Origin of the sequence: Longibacter salinarum, assembly GCF_002554795.1 — a bacterium.
Lineage (GTDB): Bacteria > Bacteroidota > Rhodothermia > Rhodothermales > Salinibacteraceae > Longibacter > Longibacter salinarum.
In genome coordinates, this window is record NZ_PDEQ01000007.1 from 157,398 (window position 1) to 182,471 (window position 25,074).

Here is a 25,074-nt window from a genome sequence, read left to right on the forward strand (position 1 = left end):
CGAATCAACTTACTCATCAATCACATACCCGTACTCTTTTACATGTATTTTTGAGTCTAAGCATTGATTTGAGGATTTGTACTTGCTGAGTATTTTCCTTGATAAGGCAGGAGTCATCTCGATCTTTTTGCTTCTGAAGGGGTCCGGAATATTAATTTTTGGGTCAATACCCAACTTATAGAAAAGTCTTCCTGGCCGTAGCCACAATGACCTTTCCTTGTAAGGAGCAATTTTCCATTCTGAGTTTGAGAGCGACTTCCTGTTATGTGTCTTACTTTGCCAGTTTATCGTATCCACCTCAATGAACTTTGCTACTTCGCCTATAAAACTCCCTGGATCTGATTTTAGAAGCTCATATGGAATCATTTTAACGTTGTGAGCTGGGATGAACCTTGTGACTTCAGCGAGTAGACTACTATAATCGAGTCGTATTCCTCGTCCCCAGAAGTACTTTTTATTATAGCTTATTTGTTCTTTGATCCATCTCTCAAAGTGGCCTTGGGACGCTTGTTTAAATTTTGAACATATCTCTGCATATGCTGAAGCAAGCCACGTATCTTGGCGCCGGATTACGATCAGGACTTTGAGTTCGTCGAATTGCTCTCGCATGACAGACTGGATTTTTTTCAGGTGTACCGCCATCCTCTGAGGATCGTTGCGATGCCACCCGAATGGCCCCTGTTCATCGGAGATAAGCAAATCTCCGCCTTCGCTTGAACTTCGTCCAGCCTCCTTGTTTGCCCGGTTAAAGAATACGTCACCCATCTCGTCCCAGACACCTGTGTTGCTCGCCATGAAACGAGCCAGAGAAGTTGGATCAGTATAGTCTGAGATCAGGCTCCAGTCAGGCTTATTTAGGAAGTAGAGACCCTTCGCATTTGGGAAAACTTCTTTTTGGAGAAAGTTTGATCCAGTCTTATGGAGACCGAGGTGAAGGTAAAGTGTTGATTTTTCGCTACTCATTTTTACTCAGTCTTAGTGATCCAAGAAACATAGTCATCGAGTGCTTTAGGAAAAGAAGTAGTTTACCAAACTCGCCTTCTTTCACCATTAGGCTAATTGACTTAAACCAATAAGAAGAGGCATTTTTATATTCTTTTTTTCTTAAACTATATGAGTACATCCCTGTGAGTAGCATTTTTTTGTGGTGATTATAAATTTCGTGCTTTTTTATTTTTCGAAAATATTTTTTTAATTCTTTTGTCGTTACAAGAAGTCTTTTTTTCATTTGTATCCATGGGAGAGAATTCCAAGACGCCTCTCGATGTTCTCTATATGCTGAAACTTCGACTTCCTGTTGAAATTTCCCCCTTCCGAACTGCCCAATGAACCCAACTAAAAATATATCTTCATTCACACATTTTACTATTGAATCAGGCATCTTTTTAACGATATTTCTAAATAGTAGAGACGCCGTTATTAAAAAAGGGGCCTTCATCAATTCCATTGATGACTGGTCGTGCTTTCTTTTATTCGGGAGTTGGGATTTATTTTTCACTTTCCCACTAGCATCGACCACACAGCCATCATGGTACGATAAAACATAGTCTTTATTTTCTTCAAGTAGGCTGACTTGCTTATGCAGCTTCAACGGATCCGTCCAGTAATCATCCCCCGATAGAATGGCAATGTACTCACCCCGCGCACTGAACGTGTTATACCAGTACTGGAAGAGGTGTGTGGGTCCACCGTGTAAGTGAATGTTGTTCTCCCGGTGATGCAACTGCAACCGGATCAGATCCGGGTATTGCTTGGCGTATTCAATGCAGATCTCTCGCGTGCCGTCTGAGGAGTCATCATCTCCCAATACGATCTCCATTGGAAAGTCGACCTCCTGCATGAGGACACTCTCGATGGCTTCCTCGACATATTCCGCGTGGTTATACGTCAGAAGGTGAACAGATACCACGGGTTCAGGTACGGCCTCCCGTACCCGGTTCGGATACTCTTCGACAGGGACTTTCTCGTAGCGCTCCTTGAATGCTCCAAAATCCAGCATTTCTACTTCTTCAGGCATACGTACAACTGGAATTGCTAGGGAGTTGGATAATTGTTGACAGCATCGATCACTTTCCCTGCTTCACCATCCGTAAGGTGCGGTCCCATCGGCAAGCTTAGCACCTCCGCATGAATTTGCTCGGTCAGAGGAAGGTTCTTCTCACCCCAGTTTTGGTATGCTTCCTGGTGGTGCGGCGGGATCGGGTAGTGAATCAGCGTTTGTACTCCATGGGCATCCAGGTGGTCACGGAGTGCGTCGCGGTTGGCGTGTTGCACGACGAACAGATGCCACACGTGCGAATCGACCTCCGTCGCCGGAGTGTGCGATGGGTCGATGGGGATGAGGTTATCGCCGGTAGACGCGTTGAAGTCGTAAAGCGTAGGGAGCGTTATCGCCGGGTGGTCGATACCTTCAAGGTATGCTTGTGCAATCTGGCGTCGCCGCTGATTCTGTGCGTCGAGGTGGCGAAGACGAACGCGTAGCATAGCCGCCTGCAGTTCGTCCAGACGTGTGTTATAACCCTGATAGCGGTTGTGGTATTTTTTCTGCGACCCGTAGTTGGCAAGGGTTCGACACGTCTCGGCCAGGTGGGCGTTATCGGTCGTGATGGCACCTGCGTCACCCAGGGCGCCGAGGTTCTTTCCGGGGTAGAAGCTAAAACCTGCGGCATCACCTATGCTTCCGGCCCGCTCATCGCGAAAATACGCACCGTGAGACTGTGCCACGTCTTCAATTAGTTTGAGGTCGTAGGTCTCACAAAGTTCGCCAATCTGATCGGCGTAGGCGTTCTGGCCGTACAGGTGAACAAGCATGACCGCCCGTGTCCGGTCGGTGATCTTCGCTTCTACGCGCTTTGGGTCGAGATTGTACGATAGCGGGTCCGGCTCAACGAGCACCGGTGTCAAGTCATTGTCTGTGATGCTGAGGATCGATGCGATGTACGTGTTCGCTGGCACGATCACCTCGTCGCCGTTCTCTATCACGCCCAACTCTTTGTACGCTCGCAGAATGACACGAAGTGCATCCAGCCCATTGCCTACGCCAATCGTGTGCCTGACACCAATATAGTTCGAATACTCCTTCTCGAAAGCGTCCACTTCTTCGCCAAGAAGATACCAACCCGAGTCAATGACCCGCTGCGACGCTTCATGTAGCTCCTCAGCGTAGGATTCGTTGATGGCTTGCAGGTCCAAAAACTTGATCATTGGCGGACGGGGATGTCCTGTTCGAGCATATACGAGTTTCCGTCCTCGTCGGTAAGGTCGAGGCCGAGCAGAATGCTGTCTTCCGTGACATAGCCACGGTGCTGGGCTGGGTTGCCAAACCAAACGGTGTGTGGCGGGGCGTTTTTCGTGAGCACCGACCCTGCGCCGATCATGGCGTGATGTCCAATCTCCAGCCCCGGCAAGAGCGTTGCATTTGCCCCGATGGAGGCCCCCTCCCGTACAACCGTTCGAGAAAACGAATCCGGGTGTTGCTTCGAGCGAGGAGAGGGGTCGTTCGTAAACGTGGCATTCGGGCCGACAAACACATCGTCTTCGAGTGTGATGCCGTCCCACACCTGCACGCCGCTCTTAACCGTCACATTATCGCCGATCACGACATCGTTCTCGATGAAGACGTGACAGTTAATATTGCAATTCGCCCCAATCTGTGCACCCGGCAACACGACACAAAACTGCCAGATCACCGTGTTTTCTCCGATGGCTTTGCTCTGGACGTCCGCCGTTTCATGAATCATACCGAGTCCTCAAACGAGTCTACATACGCCCGAAATTTGTCGTAGTCGCGAATATAATCGTCTTCGTCGAATGGGTGTGAGGCCAATACAAGGCAGACCGACCCGGCAGAAAAATCCCGCTCGCCGGCCCATATGCCAGGAGGAATGTGCAGTCCGTAGTCGGGGCGTCGGAGTTCCACGGTTCTGGTATTGTACCCGTCGTCAAGCGAAACTCGAAAGCTGCCACTAATAGCAACGAGAAACTGATGGCAGAGTCGGTGAGCGTGCTTACCACGGCTACGGCCACTGGGAATGTCGTAAATGTAGAAGACCCGCTTTACGTCAAACGGCAGCACAGATTGGTTTTCCACAAAGCTTAGGTTACCGCGACGGTCCTCCACTCGAGGCATGTGCAAAACTCTGCACTGATTGAGATGACCTGGACTCATAGATCTTTTGCTCACAGATATTTCCGCGTTGTCGTCCATCTGTCGGATAAGATTCCCAGATTGTTCTGGAGACGGAGATCAGGCTCCAGAAGTTGAAAAACTAGACGCTCTTCTTCAGGGCCAAACGTTTGCGGTTCGTACGTCTCCGTAAACCACGAACGCACGCGGTTCCGTGGAAAGATGTTTACCAGTGCATCCGGTAGGAATGTGCGAAGCCGCATCATGAATCCTGGGTATCGTGTCACATCATTCGTCTTGGTAACATTTCGACGACCCTTGTCCACATTCCCGAGTTGAGGCAGCTCCAGAAAGTTGAAGCAGCGGTCCAGAACGCGATCTGCGTTCTCCTTTAGCTCTTCCGTGGTAAGATAGAGTATACGGTCACGAGAGAATGTGTCTACATATCGCTGAAACTGTCTTCCGTAGCGAGAAAACTCAACATAGTACTTGTAATTCCCTCTATCGTGGCAACTCGGGTCGAAGGCGCGGTCGTCCCAATAGCGAATCTCCTTTTCAAAGCTATTTTCGATTCTTCCCAAACACCATAGCCAGTTATAGTGTGAGAAGACTCGCTCAATCGGGTCACGGGCCAGTATGATGATCTTACACTGTGGGGCCGTCTCAGCAATTCGAGAAGGAGCCTCCCGGGAAATCATATAAGTCGTGCTTGCATCAAGCCGATACTGATAAGAATCCTCCAGGTCAAACCCTTTCTGACAAACCTCTTGCCACCGAGAGTATCTTTCCGGCTTTGAGAAAATGTGGGGTTCTTTCCCGTAGATACCGTTAATGTCAGGATGCTGATCGAGATAATAATAAAGGCTGCTGGTCCCGCTCTTGGGAAAACCAGGGACGATAAGGTTGGGATAAACCTTCATTGAGCAATGGATTTGAAGCTTTCGAAATCGCGGATATAGTCGCCTGAGTCGTAGTGTGTAGAGGCAATTACGAGAGCAACGGCATTTGTGCTGAAGTTCTCCATGTGTCGCCACAGCAAGTTCGGAACGTGCAATGCCCGGTAGGACCGGTTGAGATGGTACCTGTGTTTATCCACCCCGTCGTGCACGACCACGTCGAAGCTTCCGGAGAGAGCGATGATGACTTCTTTTTGTTGATGAAATGCATGTCCGCCACGCTTCTGCCCACCCGGAACGTCATAAATCCAGTACAGACGCTTGATCTCAAACGGGAGGTGTCCGTTTTCCACGAACGTCAGGTTTCCACGCTGGTCCTCAATCTTAGGAAGGTCGAGAAGAGCAGGAACGTTTGACATGGCAAAAGAAGGTGGACGTGAGTGAATCGGCCGAGACATATTCTGTGCCCGCTCACCTACGCATCGTTCAATAGTTGATAGAGGTATTGTCCGTAGCTGCTCTTGTGGAGCGCTGCTGCGCGCTCTTCTAGATCGGAGTCGTATATCCAGCCTTGGCGCCAGGCAATTTCCTCTAGGCACGCAACTTTGAGTCCCTGACGTTTCTCGATGATCTCGACGAAGCGCGACGCTTGCCCCATCGCAGAATGCGTGCCTGTGTCGAGCCACGCATATCCTCGCCCCAGGGTCTGAACATTGAGTGCTCCTGCATCGAGATATCGACGATTTACCGACGTGATCTCCAGTTCGCCCCGATCCGATGGTGTGATCGTCTTGGCGATGTCGATAACGCGATTATCGTAGAAGTAGAGGCCGGTGACAGCAACGTCGCTCTTCGGCTGCTCGGGTTTCTCTTCGATGGAGAGTGCCCGCCCGTTATCATCCACCTCCACCACGCCGAACCGCTTCGGATCATTCACGCGGTACCCAAACACCGTTGCACCTGAAAGCGAAGAGACCGTGTCCCTGAGAATGGAGCGGAAGCCTGTTCCGTAAAAGATATTATCGCCAAGGATCAGGCATACGTCGTCTTCTCCGATAAAATCTTCCCCAATCAGGAACGCCTGCGCTAAACCTTCGGGACGAGGCTGCACCGCATATTCGAGGTTGATGCCGAATTTTGTCCCATCCGCTAACAATCGCTGGAAGGCCGCCTGGTCGTGTGGAGTCGTTATAACCAGGATATCCCGGATACCCGCCAGCATAAGAACCGACAGCGGGTAGTAGATCATCGGCTTGTCGTGAACCGGGAGCAACTGTTTGGAAACAGCCTGGGTCACGGGATAAAGCCTCGTTCCACTACCGCCGGCGAGAACAATCCCTTTCACGTAAGATCTAGATCTTTTGTCTATATGGACGAATAGGCAATCGGAGAATACAGTCGTCTGCTACAGACTCTGCATCTCAACCATGGATCGGAACCGAGACTCATCCCGGTAGCGGAGATCTTCATAGCTACCTGCCTCCACGACCTGCCCCTCCTCCATGACGTAGACCCGATCTACGTTTTTGATCGTCGACAGGCGGTGGGCGATGATCAGGACGGTCATCTCGCCCTTCAGGGCGTCGATGCTGTCCTGGATGTAGCGCTCGGACTCGGTGTCGAGTGCACTCGTCGCCTCATCAAGGATGAGCAGATTCGGTTGCTTGAACAGCTCTCGGGCGATGAAGAGCCGCTGACGCTGCCCCCCCGAAAGGCGGACGCCACGATCACCGACGGTCGTCTGGTATCCATCGGGTAAGTCCTGGATGAAGTGATCTGCATGAGCTCTGCGCGCGGCATCTTGTACCCGTTCGCGGAGCGCCTCATCTTCCTCAATATCGCCCGCCCAAAGGCAAATGTTATTCGCGATCGTATCGTCGAACACAACCGTTTCCTGGGATACGTAGCCGATTTGTGATCGCCACGACGCGAGGTCAATTTCGTTCGACGGCGTACCGTCAATGAGCAGTTTGCCTTCCTGGGGCTTGAGCATACATGTAACGAGATCGACCAGCGTCGACTTCCCCGCTCCGGATTCGCCAACGAACGCTACTGTCGTATTGGCCGGAATTGTCAGATTAATATCCCGAAGCACCGGCCCTTCGGATTCGTCGTACGAAAAGGTTGCGTTCTCGAAGGATATAGACGACTCGAGAGGAGCTAAGCGATGTTCTCCCTGTGGCTCTTGATGGTGTTGTACCTCCTTAAACTCATCATCGACCATCTCAACCGCTCCCGCCCGGTCCATCATCGCCTGGAATCCGGACTGCATGCTGATCAACGCCTGCATACCCCGGTGGAAGAGAAGCAACGCAACAAAGATCGGAGCCACCGGAGCCTCGAAGACGGTCACTTGAATAGCGATGAGGCCAACAATGAGGAGAACCGAAAACGGCTCTTTAAGAGCACTCGTAAATGCGCCGGCGATTCGCTGGCGGAAGATGTAATGCGTAAGCCGCCGGATGCTCTCCGTCACGCCAGAGCGAAGATGCCCCCCCTGATTTGTAGAAGCAATGTACTTGAAGGACTGCAGTCCCTGAACAAGCAATTTGTTCAGCTGGCTCATTTCGCTCGACCGCTTCCTCGACAGCTCGCGGACGTACACATTCAGGCGACGAAACAGTCCAAACAGAATGAGACCGACACCAATCGCCATCAGCGAAAACTTCCAGGTGATCGCAAAGGCAAAGGCAAAGTAACTGATCGTCGTGACGACCTGCGTAAGAAAACTCGCGAAACTGCTGAACGAGCTAAAGAACAGATTGACCTGTTGATTGATGACATTGATGAAGTGTCCGGTATTCCGCTCAATGTAATACCGGTAATCCATCCGCTGGTAGGCATCGAAGAGTTTCCGCTTCAGTTCGCGGAGAAGCCGCGACTGCAGGTAGCCCTGATAGCCGCCATTTGCGAACTGGAGCAAGCCCTTCCCGATAAAGACCACGGCGATAAACCCGAGGATGCCCGTCATCGAGTCGGCGATTCCCATCCACTGCAGCAGGTCCTGCAGAAGGCGCTCCGCCGTGCTCATGTTCTCTGGCGAACCGCTGGTCGTCTGGGATGCCTGGAGAAGCGGGAGAAGCAGCGTAATGCCGAACCCCTGTGCCAGCGCCGTCGCCACTGTGAGAACAAAAACCAGGTACATCCGCCGCCCGATATAGCGACGGTAGATCCTCAGGTACCGGACAATGTCTTGGATGGTGCGCACGGGCTATGCTGTGATGCAAATTGGAGTGAGCAAGAGCGCAGGACGATCGCGAGAAGGCCGTTGTTCAGCGGTCGTCGTCCGGCTCAGCGACTATTGCAGGATTGTCTCCTGCAGGTTGGGGAAGTGGGGATTTAGAGCTTGTGGAGCCAGGAGAATCGTCCGCCGGTGTTCGGGTCTTCCGCGTAGTGTTCTTCCAGACGCTTGTAGCTGTGGGCGTATCCGTAATTATAGCCGTATCCCTGCAAGAAGGAGGAGGCGTCGTAACGGTTAAGTACGCAGCCGATGGTGTCGGCTTCCACATCGTGAAGGAGGTCAACCGCATGATCGAACGCTCTACCATCCGTCCGGTTGGCAGATGCTACGAGAATCGTGCCGTCGCAGTGCGAGGCAAGAGCGAGGGCATCGCTGAAGAGCAAAACGGGTGGCGTGTCGAACAGGATGTAGTCAAACCGCTCGCGCAGGTTCTCGATCACGTCCTGCATCCGTTCCGAGCCGAGCAGCTCGGCGGGGTTGGGGACGGATTCCCCGGCCGGAAGCACCCAGAGCCGGTCGATTTCCGTTTCGAAGTCATCAACCTCCACTTCGTCATCGTAAAGAAGATGTGAGAGCCCGGGTGAGCGCGACAGTCCCATTAGTTCATGGGCGCGCGGGCGACGAAGATCGGCATCGACCAGCAGCGTATCTTTTCCGGCGCTGGCCAGCGCAAGGGCGAGATTCGATGAGGTCGTGGATTTTCCCTCCCCTTTCTCCGCGCTGCTGATCGCCAGCGTGCGCAGCTCTTTGTCTGGCCGGGAAAACTGGAGGTTTGTACGAATCCGCCGGTATGACTCCGCGACGGCCGACATTGGGCTCACGAGCATGGCGAGAGACGTTTGAATCTCTTGCCCGTCAATCAATATCGTGCTCTGGCCCTCGAACTCTCCCTCGATCAGTTGATCCATCGATGGAACCACGCCGACGATCTGATGCCCGTGGCGGCGCAGGTCATCCGGTTGCTGGATTCGTGTGTCGAGCTGCTCGCGGACTAATACGATGCCGCCACCGAGGACGAGACCGATCATGAAGGAGTACAGCAGGTTCGTGCGCGTACTCGGTGAAACGGGGGTACCATAACCGGCGGGACGGATCACTTCGGCATACCCCATTTCCGACTCTTCCGCTAGGCGGGTTTCCTGAAGTTTTTCCTGAACCATCCCGTAGATGCGCTCCGTCGATCGGCGTTCTCGCTGAAGTTGGGCGAGCACCATCGACTGCTCGGGAATATTTTTGAGTGCCGCGCGACGCTGTTCGAGTTGGTTCTGGATCGCGTCGAGGCGGGCCTCCAGTCCGCTTACCTCGATTCGGTGTTGCGCAATCGCACGACGTTGTTCGACAACATAGGTCAGACTGCGACTGTTCTCACCAGACTGAGAACCCACGCCGCCTGCAGCGAGACTCTCGTTCACGTATTTGCTGGCGAGCGAGTCCGCACGCTCTTGCAGGCGGCTGACCCTCTCTTTCATGCGTCGGAGGTCACGCTGTAGGGTCCCCCCCGCACCGAGGTTCGGGTTCTCACGCTCAATTTGATCGATTCGGGCCTGAAGGCGGGCCTTCTCTTCCTGGACCGACTCTAGTACGTCTCCGGTCGTAGACGAAAGGCGGTCGGAGATTTGAGGTTCGATTTTCTCAAGTTCACTCCGCTTTTCATCGAGCGATGTTCGCGCGAGTTGCAATTCGATCTGTAGCTGACGCTGTTCTGCCTCCATCTGGGCAATGTCACTGACGATGCGCCCGGACTCCTGGTCTAATGCAATGGCGCCTTCACGCTGCATGTAGTTCTCGATTTCACCTTCGGCCGCCTGGACCTCTGCCTTCAGTTTTTCCGCCTGGCGTTCGAGGAAGTCACGCGAGGCCTGCAGGCTTTCACGTGCTTTCTCCTTTGTCCGCCGGATGTATTCGTCGGCGTAAATGTTGGCTACGAGGGCGACATCGGCCGCGTCGCGCCCCGTTGCGACGATACGGATGGCATCGAACTGCTCCCCGTAGGTGCCGGCACGGATCGAGCCGCGAACCCTGTGTGCAATTTGATTTTGACTCAGGCGATTTCCCTCTACGTCCGAAAGCATCTGAATGGGGCGCCCCGTTTCGGGGTGCCTTCCAAGGGCCAGCAAGCTGTCCGCAACACGATTGGGAATTGTCATGGACTGCTGTAGCACGAACAGCTCGTTCTGTAGTGTTCGGCTCTCGGCCGAGTAGGGGGAAAGGCCACGGCTGCTGAGTTGAGCGACGACGCCTCCACTCTGGCTTTGCTTATCGACGAGCAAGAGGCTCGACGTCCGGTAGGTTGTCGGAATGCTTAGTGTGTAAGCAGTCCCTGCGGCAAGAACAACGATAAGTACGCCGAGGATTATCCACTTGCCACGCCAGAGCGTGCCGAGCAGTTCGTGGAGTTGCGATCCGCGCTGCGGATTGTCGTCGTAGAAGAGGGACGCCCCGGCGATACCATTCACGGGCCCACCGGCGGGACGGTGTCCATTTGATGACATGTTCGACGAGGGCGACATGAAGAGACAATCCAAACAGGTAGGAAGTGGAAGACCTGTCGGTCACTATGTTAACGGCGACCGAAGATGCGGAGGGCGAGTAACGTAAGCGTACCGGCACTCGACAAGACAGAAATTGCATCTCGCCACGTAAAGCGTTGGCGGGGGAGAATGGTTTCCACGACGATGATATCGTCATCCCGAAGCGTCGGGTAGACTACGCTCCCATTTAGCATCTCGTCAAGCTTCGCCTCGAACTGAAGGGTCCTGTCACTTTCAGGCGACGTACCCGTCGTGCTATTCGGTCGGTATACTCGCACCGTGATCGTGGCCGGGTCTCGTTTCGCCTGCCGCGGTTCGACCGGAGCTCCGCCGGCCATTGTCAGCAACTTGTCGAGGTCCGTGCTGTCGGAGACCTCGTAAATACCCGGGCGAGGAATCGTGCCCCAGACGGAAACCTGAACGGTCGCTTCTCCCGGCTGAGCGTGATAAAAGTATGCCACGTTGGACTGCGTATCCTCGATTCGGCCGAACCGTTGAGCAGATGCGTCGGCGGTCGAGAGAAGGCACGCAAAAAGAAGAACCCAGGCCCAGAATTCGCACGAGCGCGTCGCGGTCATTCCGGAAACAGCGGTGGGTCGGAGAACGGACATATCGTGGTGAGGAAATGGAAGGGCTCCGTCTGATTCGAGCCGTGTCGTCTCGCCAGCAGACATGACTTGTCTAGACTACTCTGCTGAAGACATACAGCGTCATCTCATTGTAGAAAAAAGATGCCAGAGTGCCCGAAAATCTACGCCGTGGGACGAAGCATTGAGGAAGATGGGGGGCCGAGGAAGATGGGAACCCTGGTCTCGGGGTGCACGGGTGTGTCCCGGTGTATCAGCTGGGCCTTTGGTGTGTCTTTCGTGATACACTGAAGGCGTCGGGCGCTACGGCGTACATTTTGACGGGTATAGGGTGCTGGTGTGCTGAAATGAGTGACCGATGTTGGGATCACCGGTACCCAACGGTCGTATCGCGACGACCCGTGTGACCAGCATGTGTTCACCCACAAGAGCAATTCTAATGTCTTCCTCATCCTCCCGCCAGATTTGGACATTTGTAGGCAAGGCCCTCGCCATCTACGGAATGTGGTATGTCGCGTATGACCTGTGGCTGCTACCGGACGGCCGTCTCGATGCCTGGTTGTCGAAAAATGTCGCTTGGATGACGGACATGGTAATGACGGCTTTCGGCTTTGATGTCTTTAGTTCGGGTAGGTATGTAGTCCCTGCGGGAGCCGGTGGGGTTGAAATTGCAAACGGATGCAACGGACTAACGACAGTCGGCCTCTTTATCGGGTTCGTTGTGGCTTATCCGGGACGATGGTGGCGTCGAATGATTTTTATCCCACTCGGTATATTGGCAATTTATGCTACCAACGTGTTTCGAATTGTAATCATGCTACTGGCTCAGTTGTACTGGCCTGCTGCATTCGACCCACTTCACGGTTTCGGGCTGACGACCATTTTCTATGTTGCAGTATTCGGACTCTGGGTTGTCTGGGTGAATTATGGAGGAGCCACGAAATCCCTCTCTTCTCAGCTTGAATCTGCTCCGGCGTGATACATACATCCCAACCGTACACGTACGGACCGCAGCCCTCGGCGATGGCGAAATGGACATTACGGCTCACTGTGATGTCTTTGATTGTCGTTTCGTATTTTGCGTTATGGCAGCCAGTGCGTAACGGTTGGGGGAATAGAGTCGTCTACCCAGTGCTTTCGGAAATTGCGGAGGCGTATCCCGGTGCAACGGTGAAAACCAGTGGTCGGGGCGTACGGGTGACCCGAAAAAGCGTCGAAGGCCCTCTTAACTCCATTGTAACGCGCCCGCCCGCCGGCGTCAAATTCTTGCTGCCGGCGCTCTTTGTCGTCGGAATTGCACCAGATCGGCCTTGGTGGTTGGGCTTCTTTGCTGGACATATTCTGCTGGCGGTTCTCGTCGCTCTCTCCTTGGCTGGGTTCATTGTAGGGTTAACCTTCTTCGGCTACTTCGGACACGGAGTCCAGTTGTATGCTCTGGATGCATACAGTCTCGGTTTTCCGATCTTTGCATATGTAAAGCGTATTGGTTTGTGAGTGTGCTAGCCCGGCTTGATCTCACTGTCCAAGGACGTTATGTTGCGGACTGAATTGCTATTTTGCCAACGCAACTCCGCGGTGCTCCGACTCCCACAAACTCGATAGAGCACGCAGGACGATCCAGTCATCGGTTCGATGGTCTATTTCTTGCGTAGATAGTTATTGGTTTGTAGGCCGACTAGCTTTCAACGCGATCGCGCCGTTCATCAGTCAAGATTCCCGCAGACTCAAATGAGACAATCAGCTACAAATATACCAATCAAGGTCCGGAGCTCTGTCTTCGGAGGCGTTCCATCCATGGGGCCCCTCGCACTGGTCGTACTTCTCGGTGTCCTGTTTGCGCTTGGTGGCCAGACCACCCAGGCACAGGCGACATTTGAAAGCGATGCCCAGGCATCCTCATGTGATGGGACATGGACGGATGTTCAGTGTTGGGATGTGACATCCGGCTCTGATAATGGAGATGGGTATCCGAGCGCTGCAAATGAGGATGTCACCATTTTAGAGGGGGATGTGATTCAGGTTACAACTTCGGGCCTGGATGTCGGTGCCATAACGATCAACAATACCGACGGTGATGCCACCAACGATGGAATTGTTTTTATAAATGGAGGGTCAGGTTCAAGCTTTACGGTTAATGGATCTGTATCAAATAGCGGTAGCTTCACACTTGATCTCTCACCTGTTGGGTCTGGTAATGTTACGATAACCGGTGGGTTAACAAACTCGGCTGGTGCAGAAACTACAGTGGGACGTCGCACACTCAGTGTGGGTTTTAGTCTGACAAATTCCGGAACGGTAACGATTGGTGAAAATGGCGTATTAGAGGTTGGCGGTAATTTCTCCAATACCGGAACTTTCACCGCCACTAATTCCGGGAACGGTTCAACCGTTACTTTCAATGGCGATTCTGATTTGATCACGCAGTCGTTAAGCGGGTCCTTCTCTGGGGGTAATAGTTTTTCAAATCTCACAGTGGCAGGGAGTGCTGCTGTAAACCCAGATGGAGCCCTTTCTGGATCGACTCCAGTGGAGGTACAGGGAGACCTGACGGTTGAGTCTGGTGGCCAATACGGAACGCCTGGTGGAGAAGACTCAGAGATGAAGTACGGGGGGTTTGACTTTTCAATTATTGGTACGGCGGGCTTTGACACGAACAAGCTAACCTTCAATAACGGGGGGTCTACGTCATCCAAACCTTTACTGGCCAGTGGAGAGGTGTTCAGTGAGGTTCAGATTACTGGTAACACCTACGTTCGCATTAGTACTCTTTTCGAGGTGAATGGCTTCCTTTCGATCGAAAGCGAAGAACTGAATGTGCAGTCTGGGGGATCGCTGATCATCAACGATGACTTTAGTGTTGGTGTTAGTGCTACGTATTCGCCGTCTACATCAAGTTCAACAATATTCACGGGACAGACAAATACTGGGAGTGGAGGAACGTACGATCCGTCTGAGTCAACATGCACGTCAAATGGCGGCGAGTCGACTTCAGACGGTGACTGCGAGCAAGATGTCCGTGCGCTCGGTGCCTTAGATTTGGGTCCTGTAGAAGTTGATGATCAGGACACACGCGTCGTCATCGCAACCGACGAAGGAAACACCAATATACCCAACGTGACAAGCCTGGATATTGACCCAGGCAGTGATGATAGTAATGTCCAGTTCGTCCTGAACAACACCGACATTATTATTACGGGGGATGTGGTGAATAACGGCATTTTTCTCCCCGGTGGGAAACGCGTCTTCTTTAAGGGCACCTCCCAGTCGATCACCTCGACGGAGCCACTCGAATTCTTTGATGTGACGGTTGAGAGTACGGGATCATCAGATATTGATGTCTCAATTAATCCGGGTGCGGACATTACCGTCGAAAACCAGCTAGATATCGTTCAAGGTGGTCTAGGGTTCGCTGGTACAGTAAGCGATGACGCTTCCGTGACGCTCCTGAATCAGCTCAAAATGTCTGGTGGAATCCTAGATACCGAGCGTGGATCAGTGACGCTTGTGTCGAAGGGTGCCGAGACAGGCGTTGATGATGCTGAAGCATTCGTGACGTATATAGATGACGACTTGAGCGGAGCAGGTGATGGGAATCTGGATGGTGAAATTCGAGGTGACATTGTCAAGCAGCGTGAACTGACGGGTCCTTCCAGCTGGTATTTTATCGGAAGTCCAGCTAGTACGGGCACAAACGACACGTTCGAAGCATTTTTGGAGCTCGGTACCGGTACGAATGACCTCTGGACTCAGGGTTTTGTCGGCTCCGATGGTGAAAATGCTCCCGCTTCTGCGTCGAATGTTCGCATCATGGACGAGTCGCAGCCAGGCATTGATGATAACGGTTACGTTTCTATCGGTGCAATTTCGGATGCGACCGTCTCCGGACGCGGATACCTTGTGTACGTATACGGCGATGACAATTTTGACGGCTCCGTAACGGCCGGGGAGACGTTCCCGAAGCTCTTAGACTCTGACCTTGAGCCATACAACGGCAAATCATTTGATTACACCGCTGATGGCCCGGGGATTTCCGTTACGGACAATGGCGATGGAGCTCAAGCTGGAAACGATCAGGTGGATATCGATGAGGGATGGAATCTTCTCAGCAATCCATATCTCGCGACGATATCCTGGGATGCACTGACGAAAACCAACCTTGACGATGCAGTCTATGTTTGGGATCCAATTAACCGGCAATTCCTTACGTACTCGGGAGGGTCGGGGGATCTTACAAACGGTTACATCGCGCCTCAGCAGTCTTTTTTGGTGAAGGCAACGGATAATACGAGTCTTCCAGCGACGTTCAATCTTGCGATCGACGATATCACGACGGCTCAAGCAAATACATCCGACTTCTTTCAAAAGTCTGAAACCTTCGAGCCACCGGTGATCAAAATTGCAGGAGAGATGGCAGGCCAAGAACGATCAGCCTATCTCACCCTCCTTGACGGAGGAACGATCCAAAAAGACCGGTATGACGCGTATGAACTAGGCGCTCCGGTTAGCGGATCGCGCGGAGCATTCTCTATCTTTACGACGCTGGATAATGGTACAGGACTGAGTATCAACGCCTTGCCGTCCGAGATCACGAAAGAGACTTCAATTCCACTTGAGACCGTTGCACGCGGATGTGTGGGAGGACTTCCTTTCAGCGGCACCGTTACCCTCACGTGGCCAGAGATTAAAAACCTTCCGGACAAGGTTGGTCTCACGCTTCGCGATACCGAGACGGGTGATGTGATTGATCTACGGTCTCAAAATGATTACCAGTTCCAGCTTACGGCTAACACGACGTGCTCGAATGCTGTTGCTAAGTCATCTTCGGATCTTCAGGCTGCTCCAACGCCTCAGATCATGACGGCCTCGGCCTCTAAGTCTACTCCCGGGACTCGGTTCGAGTTGGTGATCTCGCCCAACGGAGTGCTACCTGTTGAGATCGGCTCCTTCACGGGCTCGCTCGATGGTGAATCTGCTGCTATTATGGAGTGGACGACGCTGAGCGAGACGAGCAACAGCGGGTTCTACGTCGAGCAGAAGGTCGACGGCAGCTACCAGACGGTCTCCTCGCTGATTGAAGGCGCGGGCACCACGACGGAGCAGCAGTCCTACCGCTTCCGCGTGGAGGACCTCGAGGAAGGCACGACGCACACGTTCCGCCTCCGCCAGGTGGATGTGGACGGCGCGACGTCCTACTCGGAGACAGTCGACGTGAAGGTCGGCATCCAGGATGCGTACAAGCTAGAAGCTTACCCGAATCCGGTCGCCAACGGTCAGCAGCCGACGGTGCGCTTCGCAGTCGATAAGAGCCAGCCCGTTACGATCGAGCTGTACAACACGCTCGGTCAGCGCGTGCGGACGCTCTACAACGACACGCCGCGGGTCACGGGCGAATTCCAGAAGGTGCAGGTGGACGTGAACAGCCTCGCAAGTGGCGTCTACTTCATCCGGATGCGCGGCGAAAGCTTCGCGACGACGAAGAAGCTAGTCGTGGTTCGCTAAACATCAAGTATAGTCTCAATTCATAACAAAGGGGTCGCTTCCTTCGGGGGAGCGACCCTTTTATGCTGCGTGACGGTCTGTTGTAGTCTCATACATTTATAGTGTCGAGATGAACTGAAACTTTGTTTTTTCTGTTGAGGATAGTAAATTCTTGTTGTGTTCAGGAGTCGGATTGTGTAAATGAAACCGCGATATGATGAACGGATGCTGTATAGTGTCCGCCTCCGTGATGAAAAAGGTGGATCTGGGAGGTTGATGATGTTGGTTTAAAGAAATGTTATTTACGTGGTCCATTGCATAATGTACTCCGACCTCGGCGCACCAAATCCTCGAATTGCGTACCGCTAACAACGCAAAGATGATATGAGCTCGATTGTGACGACTGTATTTTCGCGCACCTTATCAGTTTTTTTTGTTGTCCTTTTATCTGTTTTTGGGATGGGGGGAGGACTGCTGTTTGCTCAGTCTACGTATAACGTCGATTCTAGTGGAGATGAGGCAGATGCTTCCGTAGGGGATGGCGTATGTGCTAGTACGTTAGGCACCTGTACTTTCAGGGCGGCACTTCAAGAGGCGAACAGTGACCCCGTTCAAGATATTATAGATTTCTCATCGATTCCTACAGGTGCCGGTGGGGTGGCAAGAATTAATGTCTCAACGGAGTTGGACATAAATAATCCGGTCCAAATTTTGGGGCGTTCCGCCCCGGGATACGCGACGAATCAGCAACCCGTCATTGTCTTGGACGGGGGAGGCACGCCATCGGGGACAGACGGATTAGAGATAGGCTCAGATGATGTTGTGATAGAAGCGCTATCTCTCGTTGATTTTGCAGATGATGGTATCGACGTTCGAGCCGGAACCAACGTGCGCATATCATACAGTCATATTGGACTTGAGCCAGATGGGGTCACTGTCTCAGGGAATGCGAATAATGGTATCGAGGTTCAGGGCAACGGCGTCGTAATTGGAGCGACTGATGCTCACCCAAATGGAGGAAACGTCATTTCAGGGAATAGCGGTAACGGGGTATTTCTCAATGGACCTGACCCACGCGTTCGCCTTGGTGGCAATATCATCGGGTTGGATGCATCTGCCTCCCAAGACCGTGGTAACTCTGCTTTTGGGATTTTGATACCGTCTGGTACTGGTTCTGAGATTGGGTATACTAGCAGCAGTGGGGTTACGTACGGCAACGTTATAAGTGGAAACGGAACAACGGGAATCGCTCTTGAGAGCACCGGTCACATGGTGGTTGGCAACGTGATCGGCCTGGATGGTTCTGAGTCGGTGGCAATCCCCAATCGAATAGGTGTATTTTTAGAGGTCGGGTCCAATGTTGTGGGGGGCGCTAGCCGAGGTGAAAAGAGCAATATCATTGCAGGAAACGACGAAGAAGGTATACGTATAGGACGCGCGAACCAATCCACTTCTAACGGGAACCATGTTCGCAATAACTATATCGGCGTCTCTTCTACGTCTGTCTCTTTCCCAAACTCGACTGGGATCCAAGTTGAGTTCGGATCTGATAATGTGATTGACAGTAATGTAATCGGCGGAAATAGTATTGGGGTGACGATCGATAATGACAGTGCAAGAAATCAAGTTTTCCGTAACTTGATTGGGGCTTCGGCTTCAGGCAACAACATTGGTAATTCTTCCGGTGGTATCCGGGTAGCTTCGTCGCCTGCGGATTTGGCCGATGCAAACCGAGTCGGTGGCTCTCTCCTAGCCGACGCCAACATTATTGGCTTCAACAGCAGTTACGGCATTGCTATCGAAGGTGAGCGTAACGTCATTGCGGCGAACTATGTGGGGACGGACGATGCCGCTAATGACCTGTCAAACGACGGCCCCGGTATTCGAATTACCGCCTCGAACGTCATCGTTGGTGAGGCAGCCGGCGGGGGGAGCGTCGTCGGTTTCAACGCTGGTGATGGCATTCTTGTCCAGAATGCGAGTAGCGTGAGCGTGGCAGCGAATTACGTCGGACAGACGCTCGCCGGCGATAACGTCGGAAATGGAGGCAACGGCGTAGGCATTGTTGCAACGAGTGGGAATACGGCGTCCGGTAACACCGTCGGTTATGCCTATGGAGGCACGGTTCCGGGAGACCCGTCGCCCTCCAGCGGGGCCGGGAATGTGGTAGCGAATAACAATGGTGCCGGTGTCGCCGTGCGAGGCGCAGGTACCGTGGAGGGAAATGCGATGCGAGGCAATAGCATCTTCGCGAACGCTGCCGTTGGTATCGACCTCGGTAATGATGGGCAGACCGCCAACGACGCTCAGGATAGCGACACCGGGCCGAACCAGCTTCAGAACTTTCCGGAGCTGAGCGCTGCTGAGACGGAGCTCACGCAATCCGGGGATATTCAGGTTCGGTATCAGGTCGACTGCGATCCAGCGAATTGCGACTTCGGTACGAATGGTCTGGCGATCGACCTGTATCGAACGTCCGGCGGCGGCGCGACGCAGGGACGTACGTTCCTCGGGTCGACGTTCTATGCCGAGGCAGATGCCGGCACGTTCGTAACGGCGACGATTACCCCGCCAAGTTCGGTGACGGTCGAAGAAACGGACGAGGTCGTTGCTCTCGCCACGGACGCTTCCGGTAACACGAGTGAGTTCACATCGACGCCAGACGTTCTTCCGGTCGAACTGGCCTTTTTCAACGGTACCCGGGAAGGTGTAGACACCGTCCTCCTCGAATGGACGACGCTGAGCGAAAGCAACAACAGCGGGTTCTACGTCGAGCAGAAGGTCGACGGCAGCTACCAGACGGTCTCCTCGCTCGTCGCATCGCAGGCGCCAAACGGCACCACGACGGAGCAGCAGTCCTACCGCTTCCGCGTGGAGGACCTCGAGGAAGGCACGACGCACACGTTCCGCCTCCGCCAGGTGGATGTGGACGGGAAGACATCCTACTCGGAGACGGTCGATGTGAAGGTCGGCATCCAGGATGCGTACAAGCTGGAAGCCTACCCGAACCCGGTCGCCAATGGTCAGCAGCCGACGGTGCGCTTCGCGGTTGATAAGAGCCAGCCCGTTACGATCGAGCTGTACAACACGCTCGGTCAGCGCGTACGGACGCTCTACAACGACACGCCGCGGGTCACGGGCGAATTCCAGAAGGTGCAGGTGGACGTGAACAGCCTCGCAAGCGGCGTCTACTTCATCCGGATGCGCGGCGAAAGCTTCGCGACGACGAAGAAGCTAGTCGTGGTTCGCTAACCGCTGCTCCTCAGACCCTGTCCTGGCGCCGCCTCGTGCGGTGCCTTTGGGCAGTCACATAGCCAAGCGGCCGATCCCCTCACGGAGATCGGCCGCTTTTTTATTTGCCAGCTCGCATGTAGAAGGATTCCAGACTGCACCCACAGACTGCGTGGCCGTCGGGTCGTTTCACATACGGGTGTAGGATGACCCCATTATGAACGAACGTAGCGGACGGCCTTGTCTTTTGCTGGCATGGGGCTCACGGGGTGTTCTTCTCACCCAAGCATCCCCGATTCGATAGCTGCTCGGAAGGTTGGGGTGGGCATGCGCAGCGTTGGAGACGCAGAGCGTGCGCTGGATTCATGTGGCCCATGCGTGTCTTCCGCCAGGCGGCTGGAGACGTGGCCCGCTTCCGGCGCAACGCTACGGATGTACGAGGTCATTTAGCGCCTATACGCATCTGGATCGATGGCGTGGTGGTTTCGGGCAGCAGGGTGGGTCGAAGAGAGGGAGGACAGAGAGGCGGGGGTAAGCGTCGCGAAATGGGCTCTCATCGGTCTAGGACGGCGATGGGGGCTGGCGGATCTCCTTGATGGCCGTCATGAAGTCCTCCTGTGATATCGTCTGGCGGCGTACGACAAAGGATTCCTCATCCTCGACGCGGAATTGCCCGCTGAAGACAAAGTTGTCGTCATCGTGCGGGGCCGTCAGTCGGCATTTAGGGGACCCGTCGTTGTAGAGGCCCCACACGTTGTAGACCATTCCTTCGAGCGGTGTGTCGGATTCCTGGCTCTCTTCGATGATCGACAGGGCGATCCCCTTGGCCGCCACCTCCGCCTCGTCCACGCTGACGTTGAGGGAGCGTAACGCGGCTTTGACATCTTCGCTGATGGTCATGGCACTCGATGGCAGACAGTGGAATGAAGTTTGGAAATAGATAACACGTGCCTGCATCGGCCCGTTCGGTTGCCACGACATGATCAACAGTATCGTTATACCGTTCTGGAAGACGTTTCGTCGTGGAGACAATCTGAACGGACGTCACCTGCACATTGGCTCTGCGCGAAGATGCGCTCTCTTTATATTGGATTATGTGGTGCGTCTCTTTTGGCGCATTAACAGAGAGATGACGAGGTATTTGGGATCATCTACGCGTCACAGGCTTAATCCATAACGCACGCAAACCCTTAATCCACATACTCACCAAGGTGTAAGTCGCTGGTGAGCCGACAGTTACAGTCCGCTCGCATTCCAGTCAGTGACGACCGCAGTCTTGCTCTCGGTGATACGTGGCCCCGATATCGGTCTGCGTTGCTCCGGTCGTTTTTCGCCTCAACCCCCTTTGATTCATGCGACGATTCTTACAACATACTCTCTCCTTTGCCTTACTCACGCTGCTGATTGCCGGCCCGGCTGTAGCGCAGGTCACCGATGAGGTCAGCAGCTACACGAAGGTTCGTCGGGTAAAAAGTGCCGAACTGAAGGATATTGACATTAAGAAGTATCCGGGCAACGACGCCGCGCTGATGGCGGAGTTCGAGTCGGACCCGGAGTCGAGTGAGAGCACATGGGCGCTTTCCTTTTACGGGTTTACCGCTGAGCCGACGTCGATGAGTTCCGCGCAGGAAATCATCATTGTCGTTGACGGAAGCCCGGTGCAACCGCTTCGAATCGAGAGCAAATCTCGCTCGATCGACGGCGATATTATTGAAATCAAGAAGGCGTTCTTCTCGCGCCCAATCTTCCAGCGCCTCGCGTCGGCAGAAGCGATGAAGGTCACGATCGGCGCCGCGGTTTTTGAGGTGCCCAAGCGGGCCCGCGAAGACATGCAGACGATCCTGGACAAGATTCCGGCGAAGGACGGTCGCCGCACTGCGAGCACCGACGGCAGCAACCGCCGTTAGCGCCGGATACCTGCTTTACTGCAGCTCGCCAGGCAGATGAGGCGTTGCCGGCGACGCATTTGCACGCGTCGCACGACTCTCAGAATCGCTCCAGCAACGGAGTACGATTCGGGAGACGTGCGGCGCGTTCTCTATTTGTATCAATATCGGCTATCCATTTCGAGGCGTCTGGCCCAACGCCCCACAGCGCCGCTCAGAAGTTATCCACATCGGGTAGACCGCCCTTTACGGAAAAGAGTAATAACGGAAATAGCCTGTTGCGACCCTTTTCGTCATCACGGTACAGAATCCCATGCCTTATATCTGTTATTGGCCCTGTTTGTGGGTGGTGATCGCTCGTCGGAAAAGTTATCCACACTCCGTGAACAGTGAGGGATGGGGTTTGGAGTGCGGGGGATGTGGGAAAGGGGGAGTGGGAGAATGGGGGCTCCATTTTTCGAACTTAGCGCCTTGGGCCGATCGTTCTGCTCCTGGTGTCTCATTTTTTGGATCGCCAAAAAACGAGACGCAAAAATCGCCACAGGCACTACCTCGCTTCGCTCGGGGCGGCTCCCCGGCGGTCCGCGCTTCTTCTAGCGCTACGCCGTCGCCACTGAACGAACCCAAACTCGCGAGACCAGCTCGCTCAGACAGGGGTTCGTTCTTGTCGTGGCTCCGCCTTCGCGCTCAAGACGACGAACCGCGCAAGGCCGGGAGACAGAACTCTCGCTTCAGCAATCTTGTTTGCGTCGTTTCGGCCCTTGCGAAGATCGGCGCCCGGAGGGACCGGGAAGCGGAGCGACCCATTAGCTGGATCAGTCGTAGGGTAGCGAAATCGGTTGGCGGGGAAATTCTTCTTGTTTGAGCCCCTGAAGCGCTGAGGTCTATAATTAGTGAACTGCTTTTAGAAGGGGCGAGTTTGAAGAATTTCAGCGAAGCGGAGCGGGCACTCACCCGATCTTCGGACAGGCCTTGACTTTTTTCTCGCCGGTTTTTTGGTCAAGCAAAAAACCGGCACCACCGGATCGGAGAAGGATTCCACTCTTGATTGTCTCATTTTTTGGATCGCCAAAAAACGAGACACAAAAATCACCACAGGCACTACCTCGCTTCTCTCGGGTCGGCGACCCGTCTGTCTGCGCTTCGTCTAGCGCTCCCTCTCCGCCACTCAACGAATCTAAAGGGCCCGTAGGGTCATCCTGTGGACTCGCCCGCACGGCGGGCTCAGACAGAGATTCGTTCGGGTCGTGGCTTCGTCTCCGCGCACCACGGGCACTAACTCGCGATGCTCATGTCGCTCGAGACGACGAACCGCGCAAGGCCGGGAGCACAGCGACCTTCGTCTGGGCTCTGGATGCTACGAGCGCAGGGCGTTTCGGCCCTTGCGAAGATCGGCGCTCGGAGGATTTAGAAAGCGGAGCGTCCCATCATTTCCATCGATTGCAGATCAGCACGTCGCTTCGGCGGGGAAATTCTCTTTGTTTGAGGCCTCGTAGCACTTCATCATGCGTCTAGCAGAATATTAGTAGAGAGGCCGAGTTCAGAGAATTTCAGCGGAGTGATCCGGATCCTCAGCCGATCTTCGGACAGGCCTTGACTTTTTTCCACCGGTTTTTTGGTCAAGCAAAAAACCGGTATCACCGGCGGGGGACGGATGCCGGTCCTCTGCCCCACTTCAAGGGCTGAACACAGAGCGACACCAGCATCACGGAGAAGCCGCCACGTCGGCCCGCCGCGAGCGGAGGAGCAACCACCCGCTGATAGAGGCCGCTGCGAGCGCGACGCCCGAGAGCACGACAAACAGGGTCATCGCACTCGACACATCCAGGAGCCAGCCGGCGAGCGGTGCGCCGATCGCCCCAATTCCAAAGACACCGAGGTAGGTGAAGCCGTACGACAGGCCGCGAGCCCGCGCCGGCGTGTACTCGGCGACGGTTGCCTGGTAGAGGGGCTGGACGAGAAAGAGGAAGAAGCCGAGCACGGCGCTCCCCGCGAGGACGGCGACGGTGCCGAGCTGGACGACGGGCAGGAAGGCGAGAGCAATGAGAGACAGGGTCGTCAGGGCGGCGAGCATGCTGATCTCCGTCGGGTAGCGATCCGTCAGTTTGCCACCGACGAACTGCCCCAGCATCCCGATCATCAAGATGCCGGCGTAGACGTAGTGCTCGGACTCAAGGCCGAGCGGAAGCTGGAAGGTGATGACCTCGCCAAGCATGTCGGGCAGAAAGGTGAGCACGCCGCGGTAGTAGAGGCCCGACAGCATGACGATGGCGAACACGCCGGCGAAGGCCGTGGCGAAGAGCTGGCGGGACGTTTTCCCAAGCCGCTTGACGACATGCTCCGAAGAGTCCTCGGCGGTTTCCTCGGGCGTCTCGGCAGCGTGCTCATCGAACGAGGAGGTGAGCGCGTACGCTGTGGCGAGGGCTGCCGGAACAGCCAGGATAAATGCGACCCACTGCCAGTCGCCGATCCAGGCGAGCAGGAGGGCGGTGGCGAGCGGGCCGAAGGCAATCCCTGCGTTGCCGGCCATGCCGTGGAGCGCGAGCGCCCGGCCCCGCTGCGTCACGCCCTTGCTGATGAGGGAAAGTCCGGCCGGGTGATATACGCTCGCGGCGATGCCCCACGCCGCCATCGAGGCCGTTAGCGCCCACGGACTGGACGAGATGCTGAGCAGCGCAAACGAGCCGCCCATGCCGGCAAGACACACGGCGATGAGGCCGCGCGATCCGATCCGGTCGGACAGGATCCCACCCGGGATCGCCCCTAGCCCGAACAGCGCGTACCCGACGCCCACCATCAGCCCCAGCTCTTTCGTCGGGATCGACAGCGCATCGGTCCACACCGTGACGAATATCGGGATCGATAGCTCGTACGTGTGGACCATGGCGTGAGCGATCGCGACGAGCCCAACGATGGATCGGTCGTTCGAGGTCATGACGTGCGGTAGTGTGCGAGAGACCGTGGAGGAAGGCGTACGAGGACCGGAGTTGCCAGATCCTCAGGAGGCAGCGTTAGGTTTTGGAGAGCGGTAAGGGCGCATTGCAATGCGCCCTTACCGCAACGATGCTGACGCGCCCTTACGGTTTTGGGCGTAGTCG

General features: G+C 54.5%; 19 protein-coding genes. 5 read left to right on the plus strand and 14 right to left on the minus strand.

Annotated features, from left to right (window positions below; genetic code table 11):
• Positions 1 to 9: 9 nt before the first annotated feature.
• The 11 genes from CRI94_RS14025 to CRI94_RS14075 all read right to left on the minus strand — a co-directional run bounded on the left by CRI94_RS14025 (position 10) and on the right by CRI94_RS14075 (position 11,405).
• Positions 10 to 963, minus strand: a complete 954-nt coding sequence (locus tag CRI94_RS14025) for a sulfotransferase domain-containing protein (RefSeq protein WP_098077021.1) — start codon at positions 961 to 963, stop codon at positions 10 to 12.
• Entirely contained in the window at positions 956 to 2,017 is a 1,062-nt protein-coding gene (locus CRI94_RS14030; RefSeq protein ID WP_098077024.1) for a glycosyltransferase family 2 protein, read from the minus strand. Before CRI94_RS14030 ends, CRI94_RS14025 begins: the two co-directional genes overlap by 8 nt.
• 17 nt (positions 2,018 to 2,034) lie before the next feature.
• The gene (locus CRI94_RS14035) at positions 2,035 to 3,204 is read right to left on the minus strand and encodes a DegT/DnrJ/EryC1/StrS family aminotransferase (protein ID WP_098077027.1); all 1,170 of its coding nucleotides are present in this window, start codon (positions 3,202 to 3,204) and stop codon (positions 2,035 to 2,037) included.
• Positions 3,201 to 3,740 (minus strand): acyltransferase, encoded by a 540-nt coding sequence (locus CRI94_RS14040; protein ID WP_098077030.1) that lies wholly within the window; start codon positions 3,738 to 3,740, stop codon positions 3,201 to 3,203. The genes CRI94_RS14035 and CRI94_RS14040 overlap by 4 nt, the downstream gene beginning before the upstream one ends.
• Positions 3,737 to 4,168, minus strand: a complete 432-nt coding sequence (locus tag CRI94_RS14045) for a sugar 3,4-ketoisomerase (RefSeq protein ID WP_098077227.1) — start codon at positions 4,166 to 4,168, stop codon at positions 3,737 to 3,739. Before CRI94_RS14045 ends, CRI94_RS14040 begins: the two co-directional genes overlap by 4 nt.
• Positions 4,169 to 4,179: 11 nt before the next feature.
• Positions 4,180 to 5,046 carry a sulfotransferase domain-containing protein gene (locus CRI94_RS18175; protein WP_098077033.1) on the minus strand — a complete coding sequence of 289 codons (867 nt, stop codon included), beginning with the start codon at positions 5,044 to 5,046 and terminating at the stop codon, positions 4,180 to 4,182.
• A complete protein-coding gene (locus tag CRI94_RS14055; RefSeq protein WP_098077036.1) occupies positions 5,043 to 5,441 on the minus strand; it encodes a sugar 3,4-ketoisomerase in 399 nt (132 codons plus the stop codon). Before CRI94_RS14055 ends, CRI94_RS18175 begins: the two co-directional genes overlap by 4 nt.
• Positions 5,442 to 5,497: 56 nt before the next feature.
• Positions 5,498 to 6,367 (minus strand): glucose-1-phosphate thymidylyltransferase RfbA, encoded by an 870-nt coding sequence (rfbA, locus tag CRI94_RS14060; protein WP_098077039.1) that lies wholly within the window; start codon positions 6,365 to 6,367, stop codon positions 5,498 to 5,500.
• 60 nt (positions 6,368 to 6,427) lie between these two features.
• A complete protein-coding gene (locus CRI94_RS14065) occupies positions 6,428 to 8,230 on the minus strand; it encodes an ABC transporter ATP-binding protein (RefSeq protein WP_098077044.1) in 1,803 nt (600 codons plus the stop codon).
• A gap of 131 nt (positions 8,231 to 8,361) precedes the next feature.
• Entirely contained in the window at positions 8,362 to 10,773 is a 2,412-nt protein-coding gene (locus tag CRI94_RS14070) for a GumC family protein (protein WP_098077047.1), read from the minus strand.
• 50 nt (positions 10,774 to 10,823) lie between these two features.
• Positions 10,824 to 11,405: a polysaccharide biosynthesis/export family protein gene (locus CRI94_RS14075; RefSeq protein WP_098077051.1), complete on the minus strand. Its 582-nt coding sequence runs from the start codon at positions 11,403 to 11,405 to the stop codon at positions 10,824 to 10,826.
• Positions 11,406 to 11,820: 415 nt separating this feature from the next.
• Here CRI94_RS14075 and xrtX point away from each other — a divergent pair, with 415 nt between their 5' ends.
• Together xrtX and CRI94_RS14085 are read left to right on the plus strand one after the other, a co-directional pair.
• Positions 11,821 to 12,360, plus strand: a complete 540-nt coding sequence (gene xrtX / locus CRI94_RS14080) for an exosortase X (protein WP_098077230.1) — start codon at positions 11,821 to 11,823, stop codon at positions 12,358 to 12,360.
• A gap of 74 nt (positions 12,361 to 12,434) precedes the next feature.
• A complete protein-coding gene (locus tag CRI94_RS14085; protein WP_143815418.1) occupies positions 12,435 to 12,875 on the plus strand; it encodes a hypothetical protein in 441 nt (146 codons plus the stop codon).
• Positions 12,876 to 13,396: 521 nt separating this feature from the next.
• On the opposite strand, the gene CRI94_RS17755 is transcribed toward CRI94_RS14085, so the two are convergent.
• Positions 13,397 to 13,852, minus strand: a complete 456-nt coding sequence (locus CRI94_RS17755) for a hypothetical protein (protein ID WP_179862323.1) — start codon at positions 13,850 to 13,852, stop codon at positions 13,397 to 13,399.
• Positions 13,853 to 13,907: 55 nt separating this feature from the next.
• Between CRI94_RS17755 and CRI94_RS14090 the strand changes: the two genes are divergently transcribed.
• Both CRI94_RS14090 and CRI94_RS17760 read left to right on the plus strand, forming a co-directional pair.
• Positions 13,908 to 16,880 (plus strand): T9SS type A sorting domain-containing protein, encoded by a 2,973-nt coding sequence (locus CRI94_RS14090; protein ID WP_179862324.1) that lies wholly within the window; start codon positions 13,908 to 13,910, stop codon positions 16,878 to 16,880.
• A gap of 1,695 nt (positions 16,881 to 18,575) precedes the next feature.
• Entirely contained in the window at positions 18,576 to 20,111 is a 1,536-nt protein-coding gene (locus tag CRI94_RS17760) for a T9SS type A sorting domain-containing protein (RefSeq protein WP_179862325.1), read from the plus strand.
• A gap of 540 nt (positions 20,112 to 20,651) precedes the next feature.
• Here the strand turns inward: CRI94_RS17760 and CRI94_RS14100 are convergent.
• Entirely contained in the window at positions 20,652 to 20,990 is a 339-nt protein-coding gene (locus CRI94_RS14100) for a hypothetical protein (RefSeq protein WP_098077064.1), read from the minus strand.
• 452 nt (positions 20,991 to 21,442) lie between these two features.
• On the opposite strand from CRI94_RS14100, the gene CRI94_RS14105 reads away from it, so the two are divergent.
• Positions 21,443 to 21,997 carry a hypothetical protein gene (locus CRI94_RS14105; protein WP_098077067.1) on the plus strand — a complete coding sequence of 185 codons (555 nt, stop codon included), beginning with the start codon at positions 21,443 to 21,445 and terminating at the stop codon, positions 21,995 to 21,997.
• Between the two features lie 1,684 nt (positions 21,998 to 23,681).
• On the opposite strand, the gene CRI94_RS14110 is transcribed toward CRI94_RS14105, so the two are convergent.
• Positions 23,682 to 24,911, minus strand: a complete 1,230-nt coding sequence (locus tag CRI94_RS14110; RefSeq protein WP_098077070.1) for an MFS transporter — start codon at positions 24,909 to 24,911, stop codon at positions 23,682 to 23,684.
• Positions 24,912 to 25,074 lie beyond the last annotated feature (163 nt).